This window comes from Kitasatospora sp. NPDC051702 (assembly GCF_040681575.1).
GTDB lineage: Bacteria > Actinomycetota > Actinomycetes > Streptomycetales > Streptomycetaceae > Kitasatospora.
Window position 1 is genome coordinate 129,215 of sequence record NZ_JBFAZB010000001.1, and the last position, 20,287, is coordinate 149,501.

The window sequence follows — 20,287 nt, forward strand, 5'->3', positions numbered from 1 at the left end:
GATCGACCTCGGGGGGAACCACTCATGCGCCGTGCCGCGGCCGCCGTCGCGCTGCTCGTCGGGCTGACCGCCGTCACCGCCTGCGGCCCGGACGACCCCGACCCGGCACCCGCCGCCGCGAGCCCCGCCGCCTCCGCCGCGGCGAGCAGCCCGGCCGCCACCCCCGGCGCCGCCCCCACCGGGAGCACCGGCGGGAAGGACACCACCACGCCCCGGCCCGACGGCAGCATCACCGTCGCCTTCGCCGGGGACGTCCACTTCGAGGGCCGCACCGAGGCCAGGCTCGCCGTCCAGCCGCCCGAGCCGGCCCTCGGCCCGCTCTCCCGGACGCTCGCCGACGCCGACCTCTCCGTGCTCAACCTGGAGACCGCGATCACCGATCGCGGCGCCCCCGAGCCGAAGACCTACACCTTCCGCACCTCGCCCAAGGCGCTCTCGGCGCTCAAGGACTCCGGCGTCGACGTCGTCTCGATGGCCAACAACCACGCCGTCGACTTCGGCGCCGACGGCCTCGCCGACACCCTCGCCGCCAAGGACTCCTCGCCGATCCCGGTCGTCGGCGTCGGCCACGACGCCAAGGAGGCGTACGCCCCCTACGTCACCACCGTGCGCGGCGTGAAGGTCGCGGTGGTCGCCGCCAGCCAGGTGGAGGACCTCACCAACCAGAAGTGGCGGGCCGGCGCCAACAAGCCGGGCATCGCCTCGGCCCTGGACGTCCCCGCCGTGGTCAAGGCGGTCGAGGCGGCGAAGCGGCAGGCGCCCGTCGTCCTCGTCTACCTGCACTGGGGCGACGAGGGCAAGGCCTGCCCGACCGGCCCGCAGACCACCATCGCCAAGAAGCTCGCCGCCGCCGGCGCCACCGCGGTGGTCGGCACCCACGCCCACACCATGGTCGGCTCCGGCATGCTGGGCAGCACCTACGTCGGCTACGGCTTCGGCAACTTCCTCTGGTACGGCACCTCCAACTACGCCTTCTCCAACGAGACCGGCGTCACCACCCTCACCATCGGCAAGGACGGCAAGGTGGACGGGGAGGCCTTCGCCCCGGCGACCATCGACGACAAGGGCGTTCCGCAGCCCGTCACGGGTGCCGCCGCCGAGGCCGCCCTCAAGCGCCGGGACTCCCTGCGCGGCTGCGCCGGCCTCGCCCCGGCCCCGGCGGCACCCGGGGCCGGCGCGGCGTCCGGGGCCGGCGCGGCGCCGACCGGGTCGGGTCCGGCGACGCCCCGCCCGACGGGGGCGGGCCGGGCGACCGGGGCTCCCGCGGCCGGGGCGCCGGCGACACCGGCGCGCTGACCGCGGCCGAGGGCGCGCGTTCTCCGCCCGCGCCGGTCCTGCGGCGGCCCGTCGCCGCCGGACCGGGAGCGGCACAGGCGGGACCCGGCCCGGACAGCGGTGTCAGAGCGGGCGGCCGTGCCGCCAGTAGCCCTTGGCGTGGAGCAGCTCGCGGGGGACGGCCCGCCCGGCGAGCAGGTGGCGACGGACGTCGTCGACGGCCGAGGCCTCGCCGGCGACCCAGGCCGCGGAGCCGGGCGGCGGCTCGGCGGCGGTGGCGGAGCGGGCGAACAGACGGCCCTTGTCGCCGGGAACGCCGTGGCCGCCGCCCGCGTCGCGCGGCAGCCAGCGCACCGTCAGGTCGGCGCGGGTGGCGAGGGGGAGGGCGTCCGCGGCGGTGGCGATCTCGAAGTGGGCGGACACCCGGGTGCCCGCCGGGAGCTGTTCGAGCAGGCTGAGCGCCGCGGGCAGGGCGCTCTCGTCGGCGGCCAGCAGCAGGTGCGCCGCGCCGTCGAGGGCGGGGCGTCCACCGCGCGGCCCGACCAGCCGGGCGCGTGCGCCGGGCCTGGCGACGGAGGCCCACCGGGAGAGCGGCCCGCCGCCGTGCAGCACGACGTCCAGGTCGACCTCCTGCTGCGCAGGGCGGTGGTGGCGGATGGTGTAGGCCCGGGACTGGCCGTCGGGGATCGCCAACTTCACCCACTGGGTGGGGAACTCGACGCCGAGGGCGGCCAGGGTGGGCCCGGCGAAGGTGAGCCGGGTGAGGGTGGGGGTGAGCGGGGTGACGGCGGTCAGCACCACGTCGTGCGTGGGGCGCAGGCGTCGGAACACGGCGACTCCTGGATCGGCCCGGGGCGGTAGCGCGCCGGGCTGGAGGAAGGTGGGATCAGCGCGGGAGGTGGCGGTCGACGAGCGCGGACACGAAGGCGGTGTCCAGCGGGCGGCGCAGCACCAGGGCGCGGTGGTAGAGCGGGGCCAGCAGCGCGTCGAGCAGCGCGGCGGCGTCGTCCTCGGTCAGGCCGAGCTGCTCGCGGACCAGGGAGACGTCCCGGGCGCGCAGCCCGTCGAGGAATCCGGTGTGCAGCAACTCGGCCGTTCGGGCGTCGAGTTGGGCGTGCCCGAGGAGGGCGAGCAGGACCTTGCCGGCCGGTTCCTCGGCGAGGAAGCGGGCGTGCAGGTGGACGTAGCCGCGCAGGTCGGCGGGCTCGGGCCAGGCGAGGGCGCCTTCGGCGTCCAGCACCAGGTTGTCGAAGAGGATGTCGACCTTCGACTTCCACCAGCGGTAGATGGTCTGCTTGGCGACCCCCGCGGCCGCCGCGATGCCCTCGATGGTGAGCGCCTCGAAGCCGTGCTCGACCAGGAGGTCGTCGGCGGCGTTCAGGACGGCCAGGCGCGCGGCCTCGCTGCGGCGGCCGCTGGTGGCGCGGGTGCCGGCGGTGGCGGGGCTGGGCTGGCTGGCGATGGTGCTGGGGTCCTCACGCGGGCGGGGGTACGGCTCGGCCGGGGTCATCCTCTCACGCGTCCCTGCGGTGCCCGGGCCGCGTCCTCCCGGTGCCCGGGTGCAGCGGTGCCACCGCTGCGGAGCAGCCCGGCGGCGACCGCGAGCGCCAGGAGGGCGACGACGGCGCTGAAGACGACCCCGGCCGTGCGCAGGTCGGTGGCCCGGATCAGCAGGCCGACGCCGACCACCGGCACCGACAGCATGGTGTAGAGCACCGCGAAGAACGCGGAGACCGCTTCGCCGCGCCGCTCCGGCGGGACCCCGCCGTTGACGGTGCCGAGTCCGGTCGCCACGGCCGTCCCGGTGGCCAGGCCGTTCACCCCCGCACCGAGCAGCAGCGGCGTGAGCGAGGAGGTGAGCAGGGCCGTCGCGACGAGCGCGGCGGCCAGCACCAGTCCGGCGCAGGCGGCGGGCAGGGCGCGGGCCTTCGGCAGGCTCCGGGCGAGCAGTTGCCCGACGGCCGTGGCGGCGAAGGCGAGGCAGACCACCAGCCCGGCCAGCGCGTGGTCGTGCAGTCCGAGGACGGTCGCCAGGAAGAGCCCGCTGACCGCGGTCAGCACGCCGAGCACGGCGAAGCCGGAGCCGCCGGCGACCGCCGCGCGCCGGAACGCCGGGCGGACGGCGGCGGGCACGCGCAGCGGCTGGAGCCGCGGGCGGAAGCCGACCGGCGCGGTGACGGTCTCCGGCACCGCGAGCAGGCCCGTCAGGGCCACGCCCGTGAGGACCAGCATCACCGTCCACGGCAGCCGCAGCGGGGAGCCGGCCCACTCGGCGAGCAGTCCGGCCAGCAGGGTGCCGCCGGCCAGGCCGCCCATGTTCGCCGCGAGGGCGACGGTCTGGGCGCGCAGCCGACGCTCCGGCGGGGCGAGGTCGAGCAGGGCGGCGGTGGCGGCGCCGGTGACCAGGGCGGCGGCGAGGCCGGACAGCACCCGGGCGGCGAGCAGCCAGGGCAGCGAGTCGGCGGCCTCGAACAGGCCTGCGGCACCCGCGGCGAGCAGCAGGCCGAGGGCGAGGACGGGGCGGCGGCCGATCTCGTCGGAGAGCCGGCCCAGGGCGACCAGCCCGGCGACCACTCCCGCCGCGTACACCGCGAAGATCACCGTGACCGTCAACGGGGTGAAGCCCAGAGCGTGTTGGTAGAGCGGGTAGAGCGGGGTCGGCACGGTGGTGCCGGCCATGGTGGTCCAGAAGGCGAAGGCCAGGGCGGCCCGGGCGAGGCGGCGGCCCGGGGTGGCGGGGCCGGGTGTGCGGGGGTCGGGGCCGGGTGTGCGGGGGTCGGGGCCGGGTGTGCGCGCGCCGGTGGCGGGGGTGGGTGGCCCTGAGGGCATGGGGGTGCTCCCTTCGGAGCGGAAAGTGGACGCAACGTTGCGTTGCGCTTCGATGGGTCGGAAGCTAGCACTAGACGCAACGTTGCGTCCAGATTCGATGCCGCATCGGGCGGGGGTGGGGTGGAGTCGGTCGGCGAGGCGGGGAGTTGACGGTCGCGCAGACTCTCGGTGCAGGCGAACAAATGTGTTAGGTTAGGCTTGCCTAATCTTGCTGGTCGGAGGGGATGTCCCGTGCAACAGTCCGAATTCGCCGGTACCGTCGCGATGGTCACCGGAGCCGGGCAGGGCATCGGTGCCGCCGTCGCCCGGGCGCTCGCCGCCGAGGGAGCCGTCGTCGCGGCGGTGGACCGCAACCCCGGCGCGCTCGCGGCGCTCGCGGAGCACACGGCCGCCGTACACCCCTACGAGCTGGACGTCTCGGACGCCCGCGCGGTGGAGGCCGCCGTCGACGGCATCGAGCGCCGACTCGGGCCGGTGGACGTGCTGGTGAACGTCGCCGGCATCCTGCGCACCGCGCCCGCCGTCGAACTCACCGACCAGGACTGGGCGGACACCTTCGCGGTCAACACCACCGGGGTCTTCCACACCTGTCGCACCGTCGGCGGCCGGATGGCCGGCCGCGGCCGCGGCGCCGTGGTCACCGTCGGCTCCAACGCCGCCGGGGTGCCGCGGGCCGGCATGGCCGCGTACGCGGCGTCCAAGGCGGCGGCCACCATGTTCACCCGCTGTCTCGGGCTGGAGCTGGCCCGCTCAGGTGTGCGCTGCAACATCGTCTCGCCCGGCTCGACCGACACGGCGATGCAGCGGGCGCTCTGGGGCGAGGACGCCGAGGCCGCCGAGCGGCGCGTCGTCGAGGGCGACCCGGGCTCCTGGCGGGTCGGCATCCCGCTCGGGCGGATCGCCGCACCCGCCGACATCGCCGAGGCCGTCGTCTTCCTCGCCTCGGACCGCGCCCGGCACATCACCATGCACGACCTGTACGTCGACGGCGGCGCCACCCTGCGGGCCTGACCCGTCGCCGGGCCCGCTCCGGGCCCGTCCTGCCCCGTTCCCCTCCTCCCCGTTCCCCCCGCTCCTCGCCCGCCGGCCGCCCGGGGGTGCCCCGGCGGCCGCTGCGGCGGCCGTCCCCGCGGTGTGCCCGGCGCCCGGGCCGCCGTGCGGGGGCAGGGGCCGGGGCCCGGCGCATCCGGCAGGCCGAGGCCCCCGATGGCGCCGGCACGCCGGCACACCCCGACCGTCCCGACCGTCCCACGACTGGAGAAACCACGGTGACCACGGTGCACCACGCCCCCGCCGGGCCCGCCGCGCTCGCGGACCCCGCCGCCGCCCCCGCGCAGCGCCCCGACCACGCGGTGATCGGCGCGGCCAGCGGTCTGCTAGGCCAGTACCGGGCCGCCACCGACGAGGCGTTCTTCGCCTCGCCGACCCGGACCCTGCTCACCACCGGCGTGCACGCCAGGGTGCCGCAGGACGGACGCCCGCTGCCCGAGCGGGTCGCCGCGACACTGGCCGAGGCGCGCCGCGCCGGGGTCGAACGGCCGCTGGTGGTCGGCGCGGTGGCCTTCGACCACGACAGCCGGGCCGAGCTCGCCGTCCCGCTGAAGGTCCGTAGAGCCGGGGCGCTGCGCGACGACCCGCTGATCGCGCTGCCCGCCCCGCCGGCCGAGCAGGTCGCCTGGCGGATCCGCCCGGTGCCCGAGCCGGCCGCGTACGGCGCGGGGGTCGCGGCGGCCGTCGAGCGGCTGCGCGGCGGGGAGCTGAGCAAGGTGGTGCTGGCCCGCACCGTCGAGCTGAGCGCCGACGGCGCCCTCGACCTGCCCGCGATCCTCCAGCGGCTCGGCCGCCGGGACCCGGGCGGCTACACCTTCGCCGTCCCGGCCGGCGGCGGCCGCACCCTGATCGGCGCCAGCCCCGAACTCCTGCTCTCCCGGCGCGGCACGACCGTGCTGGCCAACCCGTTGGCGGGCTCGGTGCCGCGCAGCGCCGACCTCGGCGAGGACGTCCGGCGCGCCGCCGCGCTGCTGGAGTCGCCCAAGGACCTGCACGAACACGCCGTGGTGGTGGACGCGATCCGCACCGCGCTGGCGCCGTACTGCCGCACCCTGGACGTACCGGACCGGCCCACCCTGGTGCGGACCGCCGCGATGTGGCACCTCGCCACCACCATCGGCGGCGAGCTGGCCGACCCGGCGGTCTCCGCCCTCGAGCTGGCCACCGCGCTGCACCCGACCCCGGCGGTCTGCGGCACCCCGACCGACGTGGCCCGGCGGGTGATCGGCGAGGTCGAGCCCTTCGACCGCGGCCTCTACACCGGCATGGTCGGCTGGAGCGACGCGGACGGCGACGGCGAGTGGGTGGTCACCATCCGCTGCGCCGAGGCCGACGAGCGGACCCTGCGGGTCTACGCGGGCGCGGGCGTCGTGGACCGCTCCCGCCCGGAGGACGAACTGGCCGAGACCAGCGCCAAGTTCCGCACCTTCCTGGACGCGGCGGGGGTGCCGCAGTGACGCTCCCGGACGGATTCACCCCGTACCCCGCCGAGTTCGCCGAGCGCTACCGGGCCGCCGGGTACTGGCGCGGCGAGACCTTCGGGCGGATGCTGCGCGAGCGGGCCGCCGAGCACGGCGAGCGCATCGCCGTCGTGGACCCGGCCGGCGCCGGGCGCCGCTGGACGTACGCCGAACTCGACCGCCGCGCCGACCGGATGGCCGCCGGGCTGCTCGCCCGGGGGATCCGCCGGGGCGACCGGGTGGTGGTCCAACTGCCCAACGTGGCCGAGTTCTTCGAGGTGGTCTTCGCGCTCTTCCGGATCGGCGCGCTGCCGGTCTTCGCGCTGCCCGCGCACCGGGCCACCGAGATCGGCCACTTCTGCTCCTTCACCGGCGCGGCCGGCTACGTCGTCCCGGCCGTCGAGAACGGCTTCGACTACCGCGAACTCGCCAGCCGGGTGCAGGCGGAGAACCCCGCGCTGCGGCTGGTCCTGGTGGCCGGGGACGACCCGGGGGAGCACCTGCGACTCGCCGACGTGCCCTGCGACGGGCCCGGCCCGACCGAGGCGCCCGGCCCGGCCGACGTCGCCTTCCTGCAGCTCTCCGGCGGCAGCACCGGCGTGCCGAAGCTCATCCCGCGCACCCACGACGACTACATCTACTCGCTGCGCGGCTCGGTCGAGCTGTGCGCCCTCGACGCGGACAGCGTCTACCTGTGCGTGCTGCCCGCCGCCCACAACTTCCCGCTCAGCTCGCCCGGTTCGCTCGGCACGCTGTACGCGGGCGGCCGGGTGGTGCTGTGCCCGCAGCCCAACCCGGAGACGGCCTTCCCGCTGATCGAGCGCGAGGGCGTGACCGTCACCGGGCTGGTGCCGCCGCTCGCCCTGCTCTGGCTGGACGCCGCCGAGCGCGGCGCGGCCGGGCCCGGCGGGAACGACCTGGACAGCCTGGAGGTGCTGCTGGTCGGCGGCGCCAAGTTCAGTGAGGAGGCCGCCCGCCGCGTGCGGCCGGTGCTCGGCTGCACCCTCCAGCAGGTGTTCGGGATGGCCGAGGGCCTGGTCAACTACACCCGTCTGGACGACCCGGACGAGCTGATCACCACCACGCAGGGCCGGCCGATCTCCCCGGACGACGAGATCCGGGTGGTCGACGACCAGGACCGCGACGTCCCCGAGGGCGCCACCGGACACCTGCTCACCCGCGGCCCGTACACCATCCGCGGCTACTGGAACGCGCCCGGGCACAACGCCGCCTCCTTCACGGCGGACGGCTTCTACCGCACCGGGGACCTCGTCCGCCGCACCCCCACCGGCCACCTGGTGGTCGAGGGGCGGGCCAAGGACCAGATCAACCGGGGCGGCGAGAAGGTCGCCGCCGAGGAGATCGAGAACCACCTGCTCGCGCACCCCGCCGTGCACGACGCGGCGGTCGTCTCGATGCCCGACCCGTACCTCGGCGAACGCACCTGCGCGTACGTCGTGCTGAGGCCCGAGCACGCCGAACGGCCGCCGAAGTCCGTCGAGTTGAAGCGCTTCGTGCGCGGACGCGGGCTCGCCGAGTACAAGGTGCCCGACCGCGTCGAGTTCGTCGACGCCTTCCCCGCCACCGGGATCGGCAAGGTCAGCAAGAAGGACCTGCGCGCCGCGATCGCGGCCGCGCTGCCAGCCCCCGCCCCCTCCATCCACCCCGTCCCCTAAGGAACCACCGCCGTGGGCCTGCCCCGCATTCCCTCCTATCCGATGCCCGCCGCCGAGGAGCTGCCCGCCAACCGGGTCGCCTGGACGGTGGACCCGGCGCGCGCCGTGCTGCTGGTGCACGACCTGCAGAACCACTTCCTGGACGCCTTCGACACCGCCGCCCCGCCCGTCCCCGAACTGTTCGGGAACGTCGCCCGGTTGGCGAAGCTGGCCGCCGTCCACGGCATGCCGGTGGTCTACTCGGCCCAGCCCGGCGGGCAGAGCCCGGCCGAACGCGGCCTCCAGCAGGACTTCTGGGGCCCCGGCATCCCGGACGACCCGCGGGCGACCGCGATCGCCGAGGCCGTCGCCCCGGCGCCGGGCGACACCGTGCTCACCAAGTGGAAGTACAGCGCCTTCGTGCGCACCGACCTGGAGCGGCTGCTGCGCGAGCAGGGCCGCGACCAGCTGGTGATCACCGGCGTCTACGCGCACATCGGGGTCCAGGCCACCGCCTGCGACGCCTGGATGCGCGACGTGCAGGCCTTCGTGGTGGCCGACGCGGTCGCCGACTTCGGCCCGCAGGAGCACCGGGCCGCACTCGCGTGGGTGGCCGGCCGCTGCGGACTGGTGACGACCGCGGACGCCGTGTCCGCGACGCTGGAAGGGAAGTGACGGGCATGGCCTTCACGGTGGAGCGGATCCGGGCCGAGGTCGCCGACCTGCTCGGGGAGGACCCGGCGGACATCCCGCTGGACGAGAACCTGGCCGACTGGGGCCTGGACTCGGTGCGGCTGATGGCGCTCGCCGAGCGCTGGCGGGCCGAGGGCGCCGAGGTCGGGTTCGTGCAGCTGGCCGAGCGCCCGGCCGTCGAGGCCTGGGCCGCGCTGCTGGGCGCGGCCTGATGGAGGCGCTCGCGGTCCAGAGAGCCGCGGGGGGAGCGGCGGGGGCGACCCCGGCGGCGGAGGCGGTGGGAGCGGTGGGGAGCGCGCCTGGGAGCGCGGCCGTGCGGCCGGCCGGCGGTGTGCTGACCCTGGCTCCGCCGTCCGGGCCCGGTGCGCCGGACCCCCGGGCGGCCCGGGCGCCGAAGCACCCGCCGACCACCGCGGTGGGGCCCGTCGAGGCCCAGGCGGCGCGGACGCCGGAGGTGCCGGCCCTGGTGATCGCGGGCGGCGCCGTCGTCACCTACCGGGAGCTGAACGCCGCGGCCAACCGGCTGGCGCGGGTCCTGACCGCGCGGGGCGCCCGCCCGGGTGCGGTGGTGGGCCTGGCGGCCGCCGGCCGGCCGGCGGACCTGCTGACCTCGCTGCTGGCGGTCGCCAAGTCCGGTGCGGCCTACCTGCCGTTGGACCCGGCGGACGCGCCCGGGCGCCGGGAGCTGCTGCTGGCCCGCACGGCGCCGGTGTGCGTACTGGGGGAGGGGGTGCCGGGGGCGCTCGCCGGGCTGGACGCGGCGGGCGAGCTCGCCACCGACCCGCCCCGGGCGCTCACCCCGCAGCACCCGCTCTGCATCGGGTTCGGGCCGGGCGGGCGACCGGAGGAGGTCCGGCTCACCCACGGCGAGGCGGACCGCCGGGTGCGCGAGCTGCAGGCCGCCCACCCGCTCGGACCGGGCGACCGGGTGCTCCAACTCGGTCTGCCGCTCTGGGAGTTCCTGTGGCCGCTGCGGACCGGCGCCGCCGTGGTGCTGGCCGATCCGCACCGGCCTGGGGACGTCGGAGCCCTGGTCCGCGACCTGGGCGTGACGGCGGTCCGGGCGACCTCGACGGCACTGCTCGGCGGGTGACGGGCGGCGGGGGACAGGTGGCGGGGGGCGGATGACAGATTTCAGATGACAGATGATGAAATCTGTCATCTGAAATCTGTCGGCTGAAATCTGAAAGTTGTCAGCTGTCACCCCGCCCGTCCGCTCACCCCGCCCCTCCGCGCCGCCGCGAGGTCGGCGGCCGTCCAGGCCAGGGCGACCGCGCCGTCCAGGACCGCCCGGTCCGCCTCCGGCCCCACGGCGGCCTCGGCGAACGCGGCCTCGTGCGGGGTGCAGGCGCCGCCGGTGATGTCGAGGACGGGGTGGATGGCCGGGACCGCGTGCGACACGTTGCCCATGTCGGTGCAGGCGAAGGGTCCGCTCTCGATCGGCTCCGGCCGGCCGAGGGCCGCCGCGTTCGCCCGCCAGAGGTCGAGCAGGGCGGGGTCGGAACGCATGTCCAGGTAGTCCGGCTCGGGTCGTTCGAGCAGCACCTCGCAGCCGGTGGCGAGCGCCCCGGCCCGGAAGCAGTCCTCGACCCGGGCGCGCAGCTCCGCGAGGTCCTCGGCCGCCGGGGTGCGGATCTCGTACTCGGCGCTGGCGCTGTCCGGGATGAGGTTGGGCGCCGTGCCGGCCGCGGTGGTGATGCCGTGCACCCGCCAGTGCGGCGGGAGTTGCTGGCGCAGCAGCCCCAGGGCGACCTGGGCGACGGTCAGCGCGTCCGCGGCGTTGCGCCCCTCGTGCGGGTTGAGGCTCGGGTGGGCGGCGCGGCCGGTGTAGCGGACGGAGAGCGTGCCGAGGGCGAAGGAGCGGAAGTCGGCGACCTCGACCGGGCACGGGTGCACCATCATCGCGGCGTCCACCCCGTCGAAGGCGCCGTCGGCGAGCAGCAGTGCCTTTCCGGCGCCGCGTTCCTCGGCGGGTGCGCCGATCACCCGCACGGTGAGCCCGAGCCGGTCCGCGTACGGGGCGAGTCCGAGGGCCGCGCCGAGGCCGGCGGCGGCGATCAGGTTGTGCCCGCAGGCGTGTCCGAGGCCGGGCAGCGCGTCGTACTCGCAGACGAGGGCGACGGTGGTGGGCCCGTCGCCGAGGCTCGCGGTGAACGCGGTCGCCAGGCCGTGCGCGGGTGCGGTGACGGCGTAGCCGTGGGTGCGCAGCAGTTCGGCGCACCAGGCGGCGGCGCGGTGTTCCTCGAAGGCCGTCTCGGGGTGGGCGTGGATGCGGCGGCTGAGCGCGAGCAGCTCGTCGCGGTGGGCGTGGACGCGTGCGCGGACGGCCTCTTTGGCGTCGCTCGGGGGCATGGGCGGCGTCTCCGGGGTGTCAGGGCCGTGGCCCCGGGGGGCCGTTGACCAGATCATATGAAGTTAGATTAGGCTAACCTAAGTATGGCGTTTCGTTCGCCGGACCCCGAGGAGCTCTCCGAACCATGCCTGCCGTCGACACCCAGGCCGCCGACGTCCCGCTGCTCGCCGCCCAGGCCGCCATCTGGTACGCCCAGGCGCTCGACCCCGACAGCTCGGCCTACAACACCGGCGACGCCGTCGAGATCACCGGACTCCTCGACGAGGACCTCTTCGAGGAGTCCCTGCGGCAGGCGGTCGACGAGGCCGAGGCGCTGAGCGCCGTCGTCGTCACCGGCCCCGACGGAACGCCCCGTCAGCGGCTGAGCCCAGGCCCGCGCTGGCCGCTGCACCGCCTCGACCTGCGCGCCGCCCACGACCCGGACGCCGAGGCCGAGGCCTGGATGCGCGCGGACCTCGCCCGCCCGGCCGACCTCACCCGCGGCCCGCTGTTCACCCAGGCCCTGATCCGCCTCGCCGACGACCGGACCTGGTGGTACCGGCGGATCCACCACCTCGCCGTCGACGCCTACGCGCTGACCCTCCTCGGCGAGCGGGTCGCCGAGCTCTACACCGCGCACGCCACCGCCACCGAGCCCGCCGCGCGCCCCTTCGCGGACCTCGCCGAGGCCGCCGCCGAGGAGGCCGCCTACCGGGACGGCGAGGAGTACCCGGCCGACCGCGCCCACTGGGCCGCCCGCCTGGCCGACGCCGGCAGCCCCGCCACCCTCCCCGGCACGCCGGCCACGACCCCGGGCCCGACCCCGCCCTCAGCCACAGGCGATGACACCGCGTCACCCGCCGCACCCCCGCTGCGCCTCACCGCCGACCTGCCCGCCGGCACCCGCGACCGCCTGGAGCGGGCCGCCGCCCCCGCCCGCGCCACCTGGGCCGAACTGCTCCTCGCCGCCACCGCCGGCTACCTGCACCGGCTGGCCGGCACCGAGGACGTCGTGCTCGGCCTGCCGCTGGCCAACCGCCGCGGCCCGGCCGCCCTGCGCACCCCCGTCGCCACCGCCAACGTGCTCCCGCTGCGCGTGGCCGTCCACGCCGCCGACCCCGCCGAGGAGCTGCTGCGCCGCGTCGTCCGCGAGCTGCGCGCCGTCCGCCGCCACCAGCGCTACCCGCTCGAGGACCTGCGCCGCGACCTCGGGCGCACCGGCGACCGCCGCGCCGTGTTCGGACCGATGGTCAACATCAAGGCCTTCGAGGGCGACCTCGACCTCGCCGGACTGCCCGGCGTCGTCCGCAACCTCGCCGCCGGCCCCGTCGACGACCTCGCGGTCGGCGTGTCGCCGGCCCCCGGCGGCGCCCTGCGCCTCGTCCTGGACGCCGACCCCGCCCGCTACGACGCCGCCTCGCTCGCCGCCCACCGCGACGGCCTGCTGCGCTACCTCGACGCCCTCGCCGAGTTGCTCCTCACCGCCCCGCGGACGCCGATCGCCCGGATCGACCTGCTCGACCCGGCCGCGCTGCGCCGGGCCACCGCCGGCCGCACCGAGGCGCCGGTCGACCGGACGGTGCCCGAGCTCTTCGCCGCCCAGGCCGCCCGCACCCCGGACGCCGTCGCCGTCCGCAGCGGCCGCAGCGCGCTCACCTTCGCCGAGCTGGACGCCGCCGCCAACCGTCTCGCCCACCGCCTGGCCGCCCTGGGCGTACGGGCCGGCGCGCCCGTCGCGATCGCCCTGCCGCGCGGCACCGACACCGTGGTCGCGCTGCTCGGCGTGCTCAAGGCCGGCGGCGCCTGCGTGTCGCTCGACCTGGCCCACCCCCGCCCGCGCCTGGCGGCCGTGCTGGCCGACGCCCGCCCGGTCTGCGCGATCGGCACCCCCGAGGCCCTGGCCGCGCTGGACCTGCCGGCCGGGCTGTCCGCCGTCCTGCCCGGCGACGCCGACGGCGAGCCCGCCTCCGCGCCGCCCGCCCCCCGGCTCCAGGACGCCGCCTACGTGCTGCACACCTCCGGCTCCACCGGCCGCCCCAAGGGTGTGCTGGTCACCCACGCCTCGCTCGCCAACCTGTGCGCGGGCCACGGCGAGGACCACATCGCCCCGGCCGTGCGCCGCACCGGCCGCGAGCGCCTCAAGGTCGCCCACAGCGCCTCGTTCGCCTTCGACGCCAGCTGGGACCCGGTGCTCTGGATGGTCCACGGCCACGAGCTGCACCTGCTCGACGACGCCACCTACCGCGACCCCGCCGTGCTGGCCGGCCACCTCCACCGCGAGCGCGTCGACTACCTCGACGTGACCCCCTCCTACCTCGAAGTCCTGCTCGCCGAAGGCATCCTGGACGACGAGTGGCACCGCCCCGCCGTCGTCGCGGTCGGCGGCGAGGCCACCCCGCCCGCGCTCTGGCGCCGGCTGACCGCCGTCCCCGGGCTGCACCCGATCGACCTCTACGGCCCGACCGAGACCACCGTCGACGCCTACGCCTGGACCCCGGGCCCGGACGGCGCCCCGGTCGGCCGGGTGGTGCGCGGCTCCCGCGCCTACGTGCTGGACGGCTCGCTGCGGCCCGCCCCCGACGGCGCCACCGGCGAACTGTACGTGGCCGGCGCCTGTCTGGCCCGCGGCTACCTCGGCCGCCCCGACCTCACCGCCGAGCGCTTCCTCGCCGACCCCTTCGGCCCGCCCGGCGCGCGGATGTACCGCACCGGCGACCTCGCCCGCCGCAGTCCGGACGGCACCCTGGAGTTCCTCGGCCGCGCCGACGACCAGGTCAAGATCCGCGGCTTCCGGATCGAGCCCGGCGAGATCGCCGCCGTCCTCGCCGAACTGCCCGGCGTCGCCCAGGCCGTGGTGATCGCCCGCCCCGGCCCGCACGGCAAGCGGCTGCTCGGCTACGCCGTCCCCGCGCCCGGCGCCGCCCCGGACCCGGACGCGCTGCGCGCCGCGCTCGCCGAGCGGCTGCCCGGGCACATGGTCCCGGCCGCCGTCCTGCTCCTCGACGAACTGCCGCGCACCGCCCACGACAAGCTCGACCACCGTGCCCTGCCGGAACCCGCCGCCGCCCTCCCGGCCGCCGGAGCACCGGCCGCCACACCCCGGGAGGAGCTGGTCTGCGGGCTGTTCGCCGACGTGCTCGGCCTGCCCGCGGCCCCCGGGCGGGACGACTCCTTCTTCGACCTCGGCGGCCACTCGCTGCTGGCCGGCCGGCTCGCCGCCCGGCTGCGCGAGACCTTCGCCACGCCCGTCGGCTTCGCCGACGTCTTCCGCCACCCGACCCCGGCCGGGCTCGCCGACCTGCTGGACGGCTCCGCCGACGCCGCCCCGGAGGCCCGCCCCGCCCTCGTCCCGGCGCCGCGCACCGAGCGGATGCCGCTCTCCGCCGCCCAGCGCGGACTCTGGTTCCTGAACCGGCTCCAGGGCCCGAGCGCCACCTACAACATCCCGCTCGCCCTGACCCTGACCGGCCCGCTCGACCGCGCCGCGCTCACCCTCGCCCTCGGCGACGTCAGCGCCCGCCACGAGGTGCTCCGCACCGTCTACGGCGAGCAGTCCGACGGCACGCCGTACCAGCGGATCCTCCCGGCCGCACCCGTCGAGCTGCACGAGGGCGGCGCGGGCGGCACGGGCGGCGCGGGCGGCACGCTCGCCGAAGCCGTCGGGCACTGCTTCGACCTCGCCGCCGAACCGCCGCTGCGGGCCACCCTGTTCGCGCACGGCCCGCAGGAGCACACCCTGCTGCTCCTGCTGCACCACATCGCCGGCGACGGCGCCTCCACCACCCCGCTGGCCCGCGACCTGGCCGCCGCCTACACCGCCCGGCTGGCCGGCCGCGCCCCGGACCTCCCGCCGCCGGCCCTGCAGTTCGCCGACCACGCGGCCTGGCAGCGGCAGCTGCTCGGCACCGCCGACCGGCCCAGCCCGCTGGCCGCCCGGCAGGCGCAGTACTGGCGCACCGCCCTGGCCGGCCTGCCCGACCAGCTGGAGCTGCCCGCGGACCGGCCGCGCCCCGCCGTCGCCGGCCACCGGGGCGCCACCGTGCCGTTCGCCCTCGACGCCGGGGCCCACACCGCCCTCGCCGCCCTCGCCCGGGCCTGCGGCGGCACCGTCTTCATGGCCGTCCAGGCCGGGCTCGCCGCCCTGCTCACCCGGCACGGCTGCGGCACCGACGTCCCCGTCGGCACCCCGGTCGCCGGGCGCGACGATCCGGCCACCGCCGACCTGGTCGGCTACTTCGTCAACTCCCTGGTCCTGCGCACTGACACCTCCGGCGACCCGACCTTCCGCGAACTGCTCGACCGGGTCCGCGGCACCGTGCTCGCCGCGCACGAGCACGCCGACCTGCCGTTCGACCGGCTCGTCGAGGAGCTCAATCCGCCCCGCTCGCTGGCCCGCCACCCCCTGTTCCAGGTGATGCTCGCCTGGCAGAGCCGACCGGACGACACCCACCCGATGGGCGGCGGCCTCACCGCCCGGATCGCCGCCGTCCCCAGCGGCACCGCCAAGTTCGACCTCACCCTCAACGCGGGCGAGCTGCCCGGCGGCGGCATCGGCGGCTTCCTGGAGTACCGCACCGACCTGTTCGACGCCGCCACCGCCGAGGCCCTCGCCGCCCGGCTCGCCCGACTGCTCACCGCCGCCGCCGGCGACCCGGACACGGCGATCGGCCGGCTCCCGCTGACCGACGAGCAGGAACGGACGCGCGCGCTGGTCGAGTGGAACGGCACTCCCGCCCCGTCCGCCCCGGACACCACCCTGCCCGAGCTGTTCGAGGCCGCGGCCGCCGCCCACCCGCACGCGGTCGCCGTCAGCCACCGCGACGAGCAGCTCGACTACGCCGAACTCGGCGCCCGCGCCGACCGGCTGGCCCGGCGGCTGATCGCCGACGGCATCGGCCCCGGCGCCATCGTCGCCCTCGCCCTGCCGCGCTCGCTCGACCTCGTCGTCGCCCTCCTCGCGGTGGCCAAGTCCGGCGCCGCCTACCTGCCGCTCGACCCCGACTACCCGGCCGACCGCCTCGCCTACATGCTGGCCGACGCCGCCCCCGCCGCCCTGCTCACCGACCGCGCCACCGAGCCCCGGCTGCCCGCCCAGGACCTGCCCAGGCTGCTCGTCGACGGACCGGACCACGGCGACCACCCGGCCACCCCGCCCGCCCAGCACGAGCGCACCCGCCCGCTGCGCCCCGAGGACACCGCCTACGTCATCTACACCTCCGGCTCCACCGGCCGGCCCAAGGGCGTGCCCGTCACCCACCACAACGTGGTGCGCCTCTTCCGCTCCACCGACCACTGGTTCGGCTTCGGCGCCGACGACGTCTGGACCCTCTTCCACTCCTACGCCTTCGACTTCTCCGTCTGGGAGCTGTGGGGAGCCCTGCTGCACGGCGGCCGGCTGGTCGTCGTCCCGCACCTGGTCAGCCGGGACCCGGCGGCCTTCCTCGACCTGCTCGCCCGCGAACGCGTCACCGTGCTCAACCAGACCCCGTCCGCCTTCTACCAGCTCAGCGCCGCCGACCGGGACCGCCCCGGCAGCGAACTCGCCCTGCGCTACGTGGTGTTCGGCGGCGAGGCGCTCGAACTCGCCCGGCTGGACGACTGGTACGACCGCCACCCCGAGCACGCGCCCACCCTGGTCAACATGTACGGCATCACCGAGACCACCGTGCACGTGTCCCACATCGCCCTCGACCGGGCGAGCGCCGCCGCCGGCAGCAGCAGCACCATCGGGGTCAACATCCCCGACCTGCGGGTCTACGTGCTCGACCAGTACCTGCAGCCCGTCCCGCCCGGCGTCACCGGCGAGATGTACGTGGCCGGGGCCGGTCTGGCCCGCGGCTACCTCGGCCGCCCCGAGCTCACCGCCGGGCGCTTCGTCGCCGACCCGTACGCCGAACTGTTCGGGGAGCGCGGCACCCGGATGTACCGCTCCGGCGACCTCGCCCGCCGCCGCGCCGACGGCGTGCTGGAGTACTTCGGCCGCGCCGACCAGCAGGTGAAGCTGCGCGGCTTCCGGATCGAACTCGGCGAGATCGAGGCCGTACTGGCCGCCCACCCCGGCATCGCCGACGCCGCCGTCGTCGTCCGCGAGGACGCGCCGGGGGACCGCCGACTGGTCGGCTACGCCGTCGCCGCCCGGTCGGCCGACCGGCCCGACCCCGCCCCGGCGGCCGTCACCCCCGAGCAGCTGCGCGCCCACGCCGCCGCCGAACTCCCCGTCCACATGGTGCCCTCCGCCGTCGTCCTGCTCGACCGGCTGCCGCTCACCGCCAACGGCAAGCTCGACCGCCGGGCCCTGCCCGCCCCCGAGGCGCCGGCCGGCGGCGGCGGACGCCCCCCGCGCAACCCGCGCGAACAGCAGCTGTGCGAGCTGTTCGCCGAGGTGCTCGGGGTGCCCTCGGTCGGCGTCGACGACGACTTCTTCGCCCTCGGCGGCCACTCGCTGCTGGTCGTCCGCCTCGCCGGGCGGATCCGCGAGGTGCTCGGACTGGAGGCCGGCATCGGCACCCTGTTCCAGGCACCCACCGTCGCCGCCCTCGACGCGGCCCTGTCCGGCGGCGCCCGGCAGGCCGACGCCCTCGACGTGCTGCTGCCGCTGCGCCCCGCCGCGCCCGGCCGCCGAACCCCGCTGTTCGCCGTCCACCCGGCCGGCGGCCTCAGCTGGTGCTACACCGGCCTGATCCGCCACCTGCCCGCCGACCAGCCGATCTACGGCCTCCAGGCCCAGGGCGTCGGCGCCGCCACCGCCGGCCTGCCGCTGCCGGGCACCCTGGAGGAGCTGGCCGCGCACTACGCCGACCGGCTGCGCGAGGTCCAGCCCGAGGGCCCCTACCGGCTGCTCGGCTGGTCCACCGGCGGGATCATCGCCCACGCCGTCGCCGTCCGGCTGCAGGAACTCGGCCACCGCGTCGACCTGCTGGCCATCCTGGACGCCTACCCCGCCGAGGGCTTCCGCGACCTGCCCGTCCCCGACCAGGCCGAGGCCCTGGAGGCGCTGCTCACCATGGGCGGCTACGGCCCCGCCGACCTGGACGGCCGGCCGCTCGAACTCGGCGCCGTCACCGAACTGCTGCGCCGCGAGGGCAGCCCGCTGGCCGGGCTCGACGACGCCACCGTGGCCGCGCTGAACCGGATCTACCTCAACACCAACGACCTGGTCCGCGGCTACGACCACCGCCGTTTCGACGGGGACGTGCTGTTCTTCCGGGCCACCGTCGACACCATCGACGAGACCCTCGTCCCCGAGCTGTGGACCCCGTACGTGTCCGGCCGGATCGACAACACGGACGTCGCCTGCTCGCACAAGGACATGACCCTGCCCGCCCCGATCGCGCACATCGCCCGCGTGATCTCCGACCACCTGGAGAAGTCCTCCGATGAGTGACGCCCCCACCAACCCCTTCGACGCCGACGGCCGGTTCCTCGCGCTGGTCAACGACCAGGGCCAGCACTCGCTGTGGCCCGCGTTCGCCGCCGTCCCGGCCGGCTGGGACGTCTCCCACGGGCCCTGCGGGCGCGCCGACGCGCTCGCCTGGATCACCGCCCACTGGACCGACCTGTGACCCCTCCCGCCGCCGGGGCCCCGGCGCGCCCCCTCCTCGCGGGGCGCGCCGCGGTGGTCGTCGTCTACACCGCCGCGATGTGCATGAACGGCCTGGACTCGACCATCGTCAACCCCGCGCTGTTCACCATCGCCGAGGACTTCGGCCGGCCGGTCTCGGCGGCCAACGCCGTGGAGACGGCCTTCCTGGTCGGACTCGCCGTCGGCCTGCCGGTCGCCGGCTGGCTCGGCGACCGGTACGGCGTCAAGCGGGTCTTCCTCGGCTCGCTGGCCGCCTTCACCCTCGCCTCCGCACTCTGCGCCGCCGCTCCCGGCCTCGGCGCGCTCGCCGCCGCGCGGGCCGTCCAGGGCGTGGCCGGCGGGCTGCTCACGCCGGTCGGGATGACCCTGCTGTTCCGGGCGTTCGCCCCGCACGAGCGGGCCGGCCTCGGCCGCGTGCTGATCGTGCCCACGGCCCTGATGCCCGCCCTCGGGCCGCCGCTCGGCGGCTTCCTCACCGAACACCTCTCCTGGCACTGGCTGTTCCTGGTCAACGTGCCGATCGGGGTCGCGGCGCTGGTCACCGGCCTGGCCGGCCTGCGGGCCGAGGCCGAGCCGCCCGCCGGCCGCTTCGACACCACCGGATTCCTGCTCGCCACCCCCGGCCTCGGGCTGCTCAGTTACGCGCTCGGCTTCGGCCCGGCGCACGGCTGGTCCTCGCCGGGCGTGGCGTTCGGCGGACTGGCCGGACTGCTGCTGCTCGGCGCGGCGGTGCGCCACCAACTCCGGGCCGAGGAACCGCTGGTGGACGTGCGGCTGCTCGCCGACCGGGCCTACGGCGCCGCCACCTGGCTCGCCCTGCTCACCTCGGCCGGCCTGATGGGCGCCCTGTTCGCGCTCCCGCTGCTCTACCAGGCGGCGCTCGGGGCCTCGGCGCTGGACGCCGGCCTGAGCGTCTTCCCGGAGGCGCTCGGCCTGATGGCCGCCTCCCAGGTCGTCGACCGCCTGCTGCCGCGGTTCGGTCCGCGCCGCCTCGCCCGGCCCGCCCTGCTGCTGGCCGCGCTCGTGCTGGCCGCCCTGGGCTTCGCCGAGAACCCGTGGGCGGTGCGGGCGCTGATGTTCGCGGTCGGGCTGGTCCTCGGCACCGCCGTGCTCACCGTCCAGATCGCCGGCTTCGCCGACGTCCCGCCGCCCGCGATGGGCCGGGCGATGGGCCTGTTCACCATCGTCCGCACGCTGGGCGGGGCTCTGGGGATCGCCGCCGCGGCCGCCGTGATCGGGGCCCTCGGTGACGACGCCGGCTCGGCGGGCCCCTACCGGGTCGCCCTGCTGGGCACCGCCGGCCTGGTCGCGGTCGGCGTCCTCGTCGCGCAGCGCCTCCCGGTGGAGCCGCCGGCCCCGCCGCCCCCGGAGGACTGACCGGGGCCCGGGGGCGGCGCTGACCGGCGCCGCC

Annotated in this window: 14 protein-coding genes; 10 read left to right on the forward strand and 4 right to left on the reverse strand. The window is 76.9% G+C overall.

Translation table 11 applies throughout. From position 1 onward, the window contains the following. Positions 1-24: 24 nt before the first annotated feature. Complete coding sequence (locus AB0N04_RS00575; protein WP_360205119.1) at positions 25-1,296, forward strand: CapA family protein; 1,272 nt, start codon at positions 25-27, stop codon at positions 1,294-1,296. A 102-nt stretch (positions 1,297-1,398) separates the two neighbouring features. Here the strand turns inward: AB0N04_RS00575 and AB0N04_RS00580 are convergent, their stop codons facing one another. From AB0N04_RS00580 to AB0N04_RS00590, 3 genes are read right to left on the reverse strand one after another with little or no spacing between them, the layout of a single operon-like run. Next, entirely contained in the window at positions 1,399-2,106 is a 708-nt protein-coding gene (locus tag AB0N04_RS00580) for a siderophore-interacting protein (RefSeq protein ID WP_360205122.1), read from the reverse strand. A 55-nt stretch (positions 2,107-2,161) separates the two neighbouring features. Then, entirely contained in the window at positions 2,162-2,785 is a 624-nt protein-coding gene (locus tag AB0N04_RS00585) for a TetR/AcrR family transcriptional regulator (protein ID WP_360205125.1), read from the reverse strand. After that, entirely contained in the window at positions 2,782-4,104 is a 1,323-nt protein-coding gene (locus AB0N04_RS00590; RefSeq protein ID WP_360205128.1) for an MFS transporter, read from the reverse strand. The genes AB0N04_RS00585 and AB0N04_RS00590 overlap by 4 nt, the downstream gene beginning before the upstream one ends. 231 nt (positions 4,105-4,335) lie before the next feature. Here AB0N04_RS00590 and AB0N04_RS00595 point away from each other — a divergent pair, with 231 nt between their 5' ends. The 6 genes from AB0N04_RS00595 to AB0N04_RS00620 all read left to right on the forward strand — a co-directional run bounded on the left by AB0N04_RS00595 (position 4,336) and on the right by AB0N04_RS00620 (position 10,055). After that, positions 4,336-5,115: a 2,3-dihydro-2,3-dihydroxybenzoate dehydrogenase gene (locus AB0N04_RS00595; RefSeq protein ID WP_360205130.1), complete on the forward strand. Its 780-nt coding sequence runs from the start codon at positions 4,336-4,338 to the stop codon at positions 5,113-5,115. A gap of 341 nt (positions 5,116-5,456) precedes the next feature. Continuing rightward, positions 5,457-6,611 carry an isochorismate synthase DhbC gene (dhbC, locus tag AB0N04_RS00600; protein ID WP_360205452.1) on the forward strand — a complete coding sequence of 385 codons (1,155 nt, stop codon included), beginning with the start codon at positions 5,457-5,459 and terminating at the stop codon, positions 6,609-6,611. Continuing rightward, a complete protein-coding gene (locus tag AB0N04_RS00605; protein WP_360205133.1) occupies positions 6,608-8,290 on the forward strand; it encodes a (2,3-dihydroxybenzoyl)adenylate synthase in 1,683 nt (560 codons plus the stop codon). The genes dhbC and AB0N04_RS00605 overlap by 4 nt, the downstream gene beginning before the upstream one ends. Positions 8,291-8,302: 12 nt before the next feature. Beyond that, positions 8,303-8,944 (forward strand): isochorismatase family protein, encoded by a 642-nt coding sequence (locus AB0N04_RS00610; protein WP_360205135.1) that lies wholly within the window; start codon positions 8,303-8,305, stop codon positions 8,942-8,944. Between the two features lie 5 nt (positions 8,945-8,949). Beyond that, a complete protein-coding gene (locus AB0N04_RS00615; RefSeq protein ID WP_360205138.1) occupies positions 8,950-9,174 on the forward strand; it encodes a phosphopantetheine-binding protein in 225 nt (74 codons plus the stop codon). Between the two features lie 101 nt (positions 9,175-9,275). Then, positions 9,276-10,055 carry an AMP-binding protein gene (locus AB0N04_RS00620; RefSeq protein WP_360205140.1) on the forward strand — a complete coding sequence of 260 codons (780 nt, stop codon included), beginning with the start codon at positions 9,276-9,278 and terminating at the stop codon, positions 10,053-10,055. Positions 10,056-10,162: 107 nt separating this feature from the next. Here the strand turns inward: AB0N04_RS00620 and AB0N04_RS00625 are convergent, their stop codons facing one another. Beyond that, complete coding sequence (locus AB0N04_RS00625) at positions 10,163-11,314, reverse strand: M20 family metallopeptidase (RefSeq protein WP_360205142.1); 1,152 nt, start codon at positions 11,312-11,314, stop codon at positions 10,163-10,165. A gap of 125 nt (positions 11,315-11,439) precedes the next feature. On the opposite strand from AB0N04_RS00625, the gene AB0N04_RS00630 reads away from it, so the two are divergent. Genes AB0N04_RS00630 through AB0N04_RS00640 form a run of 3 tightly spaced genes read left to right on the forward strand, consistent with a single transcriptional unit; the run spans position 11,440 to position 20,253 of the window. After that, on the forward strand, positions 11,440-18,678 hold the full coding sequence (locus tag AB0N04_RS00630) for an amino acid adenylation domain-containing protein (protein ID WP_360205144.1): 7,239 nt from the start codon (positions 11,440-11,442) through the stop codon (positions 18,676-18,678). Beyond that, a complete protein-coding gene (locus AB0N04_RS00635; protein ID WP_360205147.1) occupies positions 18,671-18,856 on the forward strand; it encodes an MbtH family protein in 186 nt (61 codons plus the stop codon). The genes AB0N04_RS00630 and AB0N04_RS00635 overlap by 8 nt, the downstream gene beginning before the upstream one ends. Further along, a complete protein-coding gene (locus tag AB0N04_RS00640) occupies positions 18,853-20,253 on the forward strand; it encodes a DHA2 family efflux MFS transporter permease subunit (RefSeq protein ID WP_360205150.1) in 1,401 nt (466 codons plus the stop codon). Before AB0N04_RS00635 ends, AB0N04_RS00640 begins: the two co-directional genes overlap by 4 nt. Positions 20,254-20,287 lie beyond the last annotated feature (34 nt).

Coding starts and splice junctions, on each gene's coding strand:
- AB0N04_RS00585 (WP_360205125.1), bottom strand. CDS start 2,785: ATGACCCCGGCCGAGCCGTACCCCCGCCCGCGTGAGGACCCCAGCACC.
- AB0N04_RS00625 (WP_360205142.1), bottom strand. CDS start 11,314: ATGCCCCCGAGCGACGCCAAAGAGGCCGTCCGCGCACGCGTCCACGCC.
- AB0N04_RS00630 (WP_360205144.1), top strand. CDS start 11,440: ATGCCTGCCGTCGACACCCAGGCCGCCGACGTCCCGCTGCTCGCCGCC.
- AB0N04_RS00575 (WP_360205119.1), top strand. CDS start 25: ATGCGCCGTGCCGCGGCCGCCGTCGCGCTGCTCGTCGGGCTGACCGCC.
- AB0N04_RS00635 (WP_360205147.1), top strand. CDS start 18,671: ATGAGTGACGCCCCCACCAACCCCTTCGACGCCGACGGCCGGTTCCTC.
- AB0N04_RS00590 (WP_360205128.1), bottom strand. CDS start 4,104: ATGCCCTCAGGGCCACCCACCCCCGCCACCGGCGCGCGCACACCCGGC.
- AB0N04_RS00615 (WP_360205138.1), top strand. CDS start 8,950: ATGGCCTTCACGGTGGAGCGGATCCGGGCCGAGGTCGCCGACCTGCTC.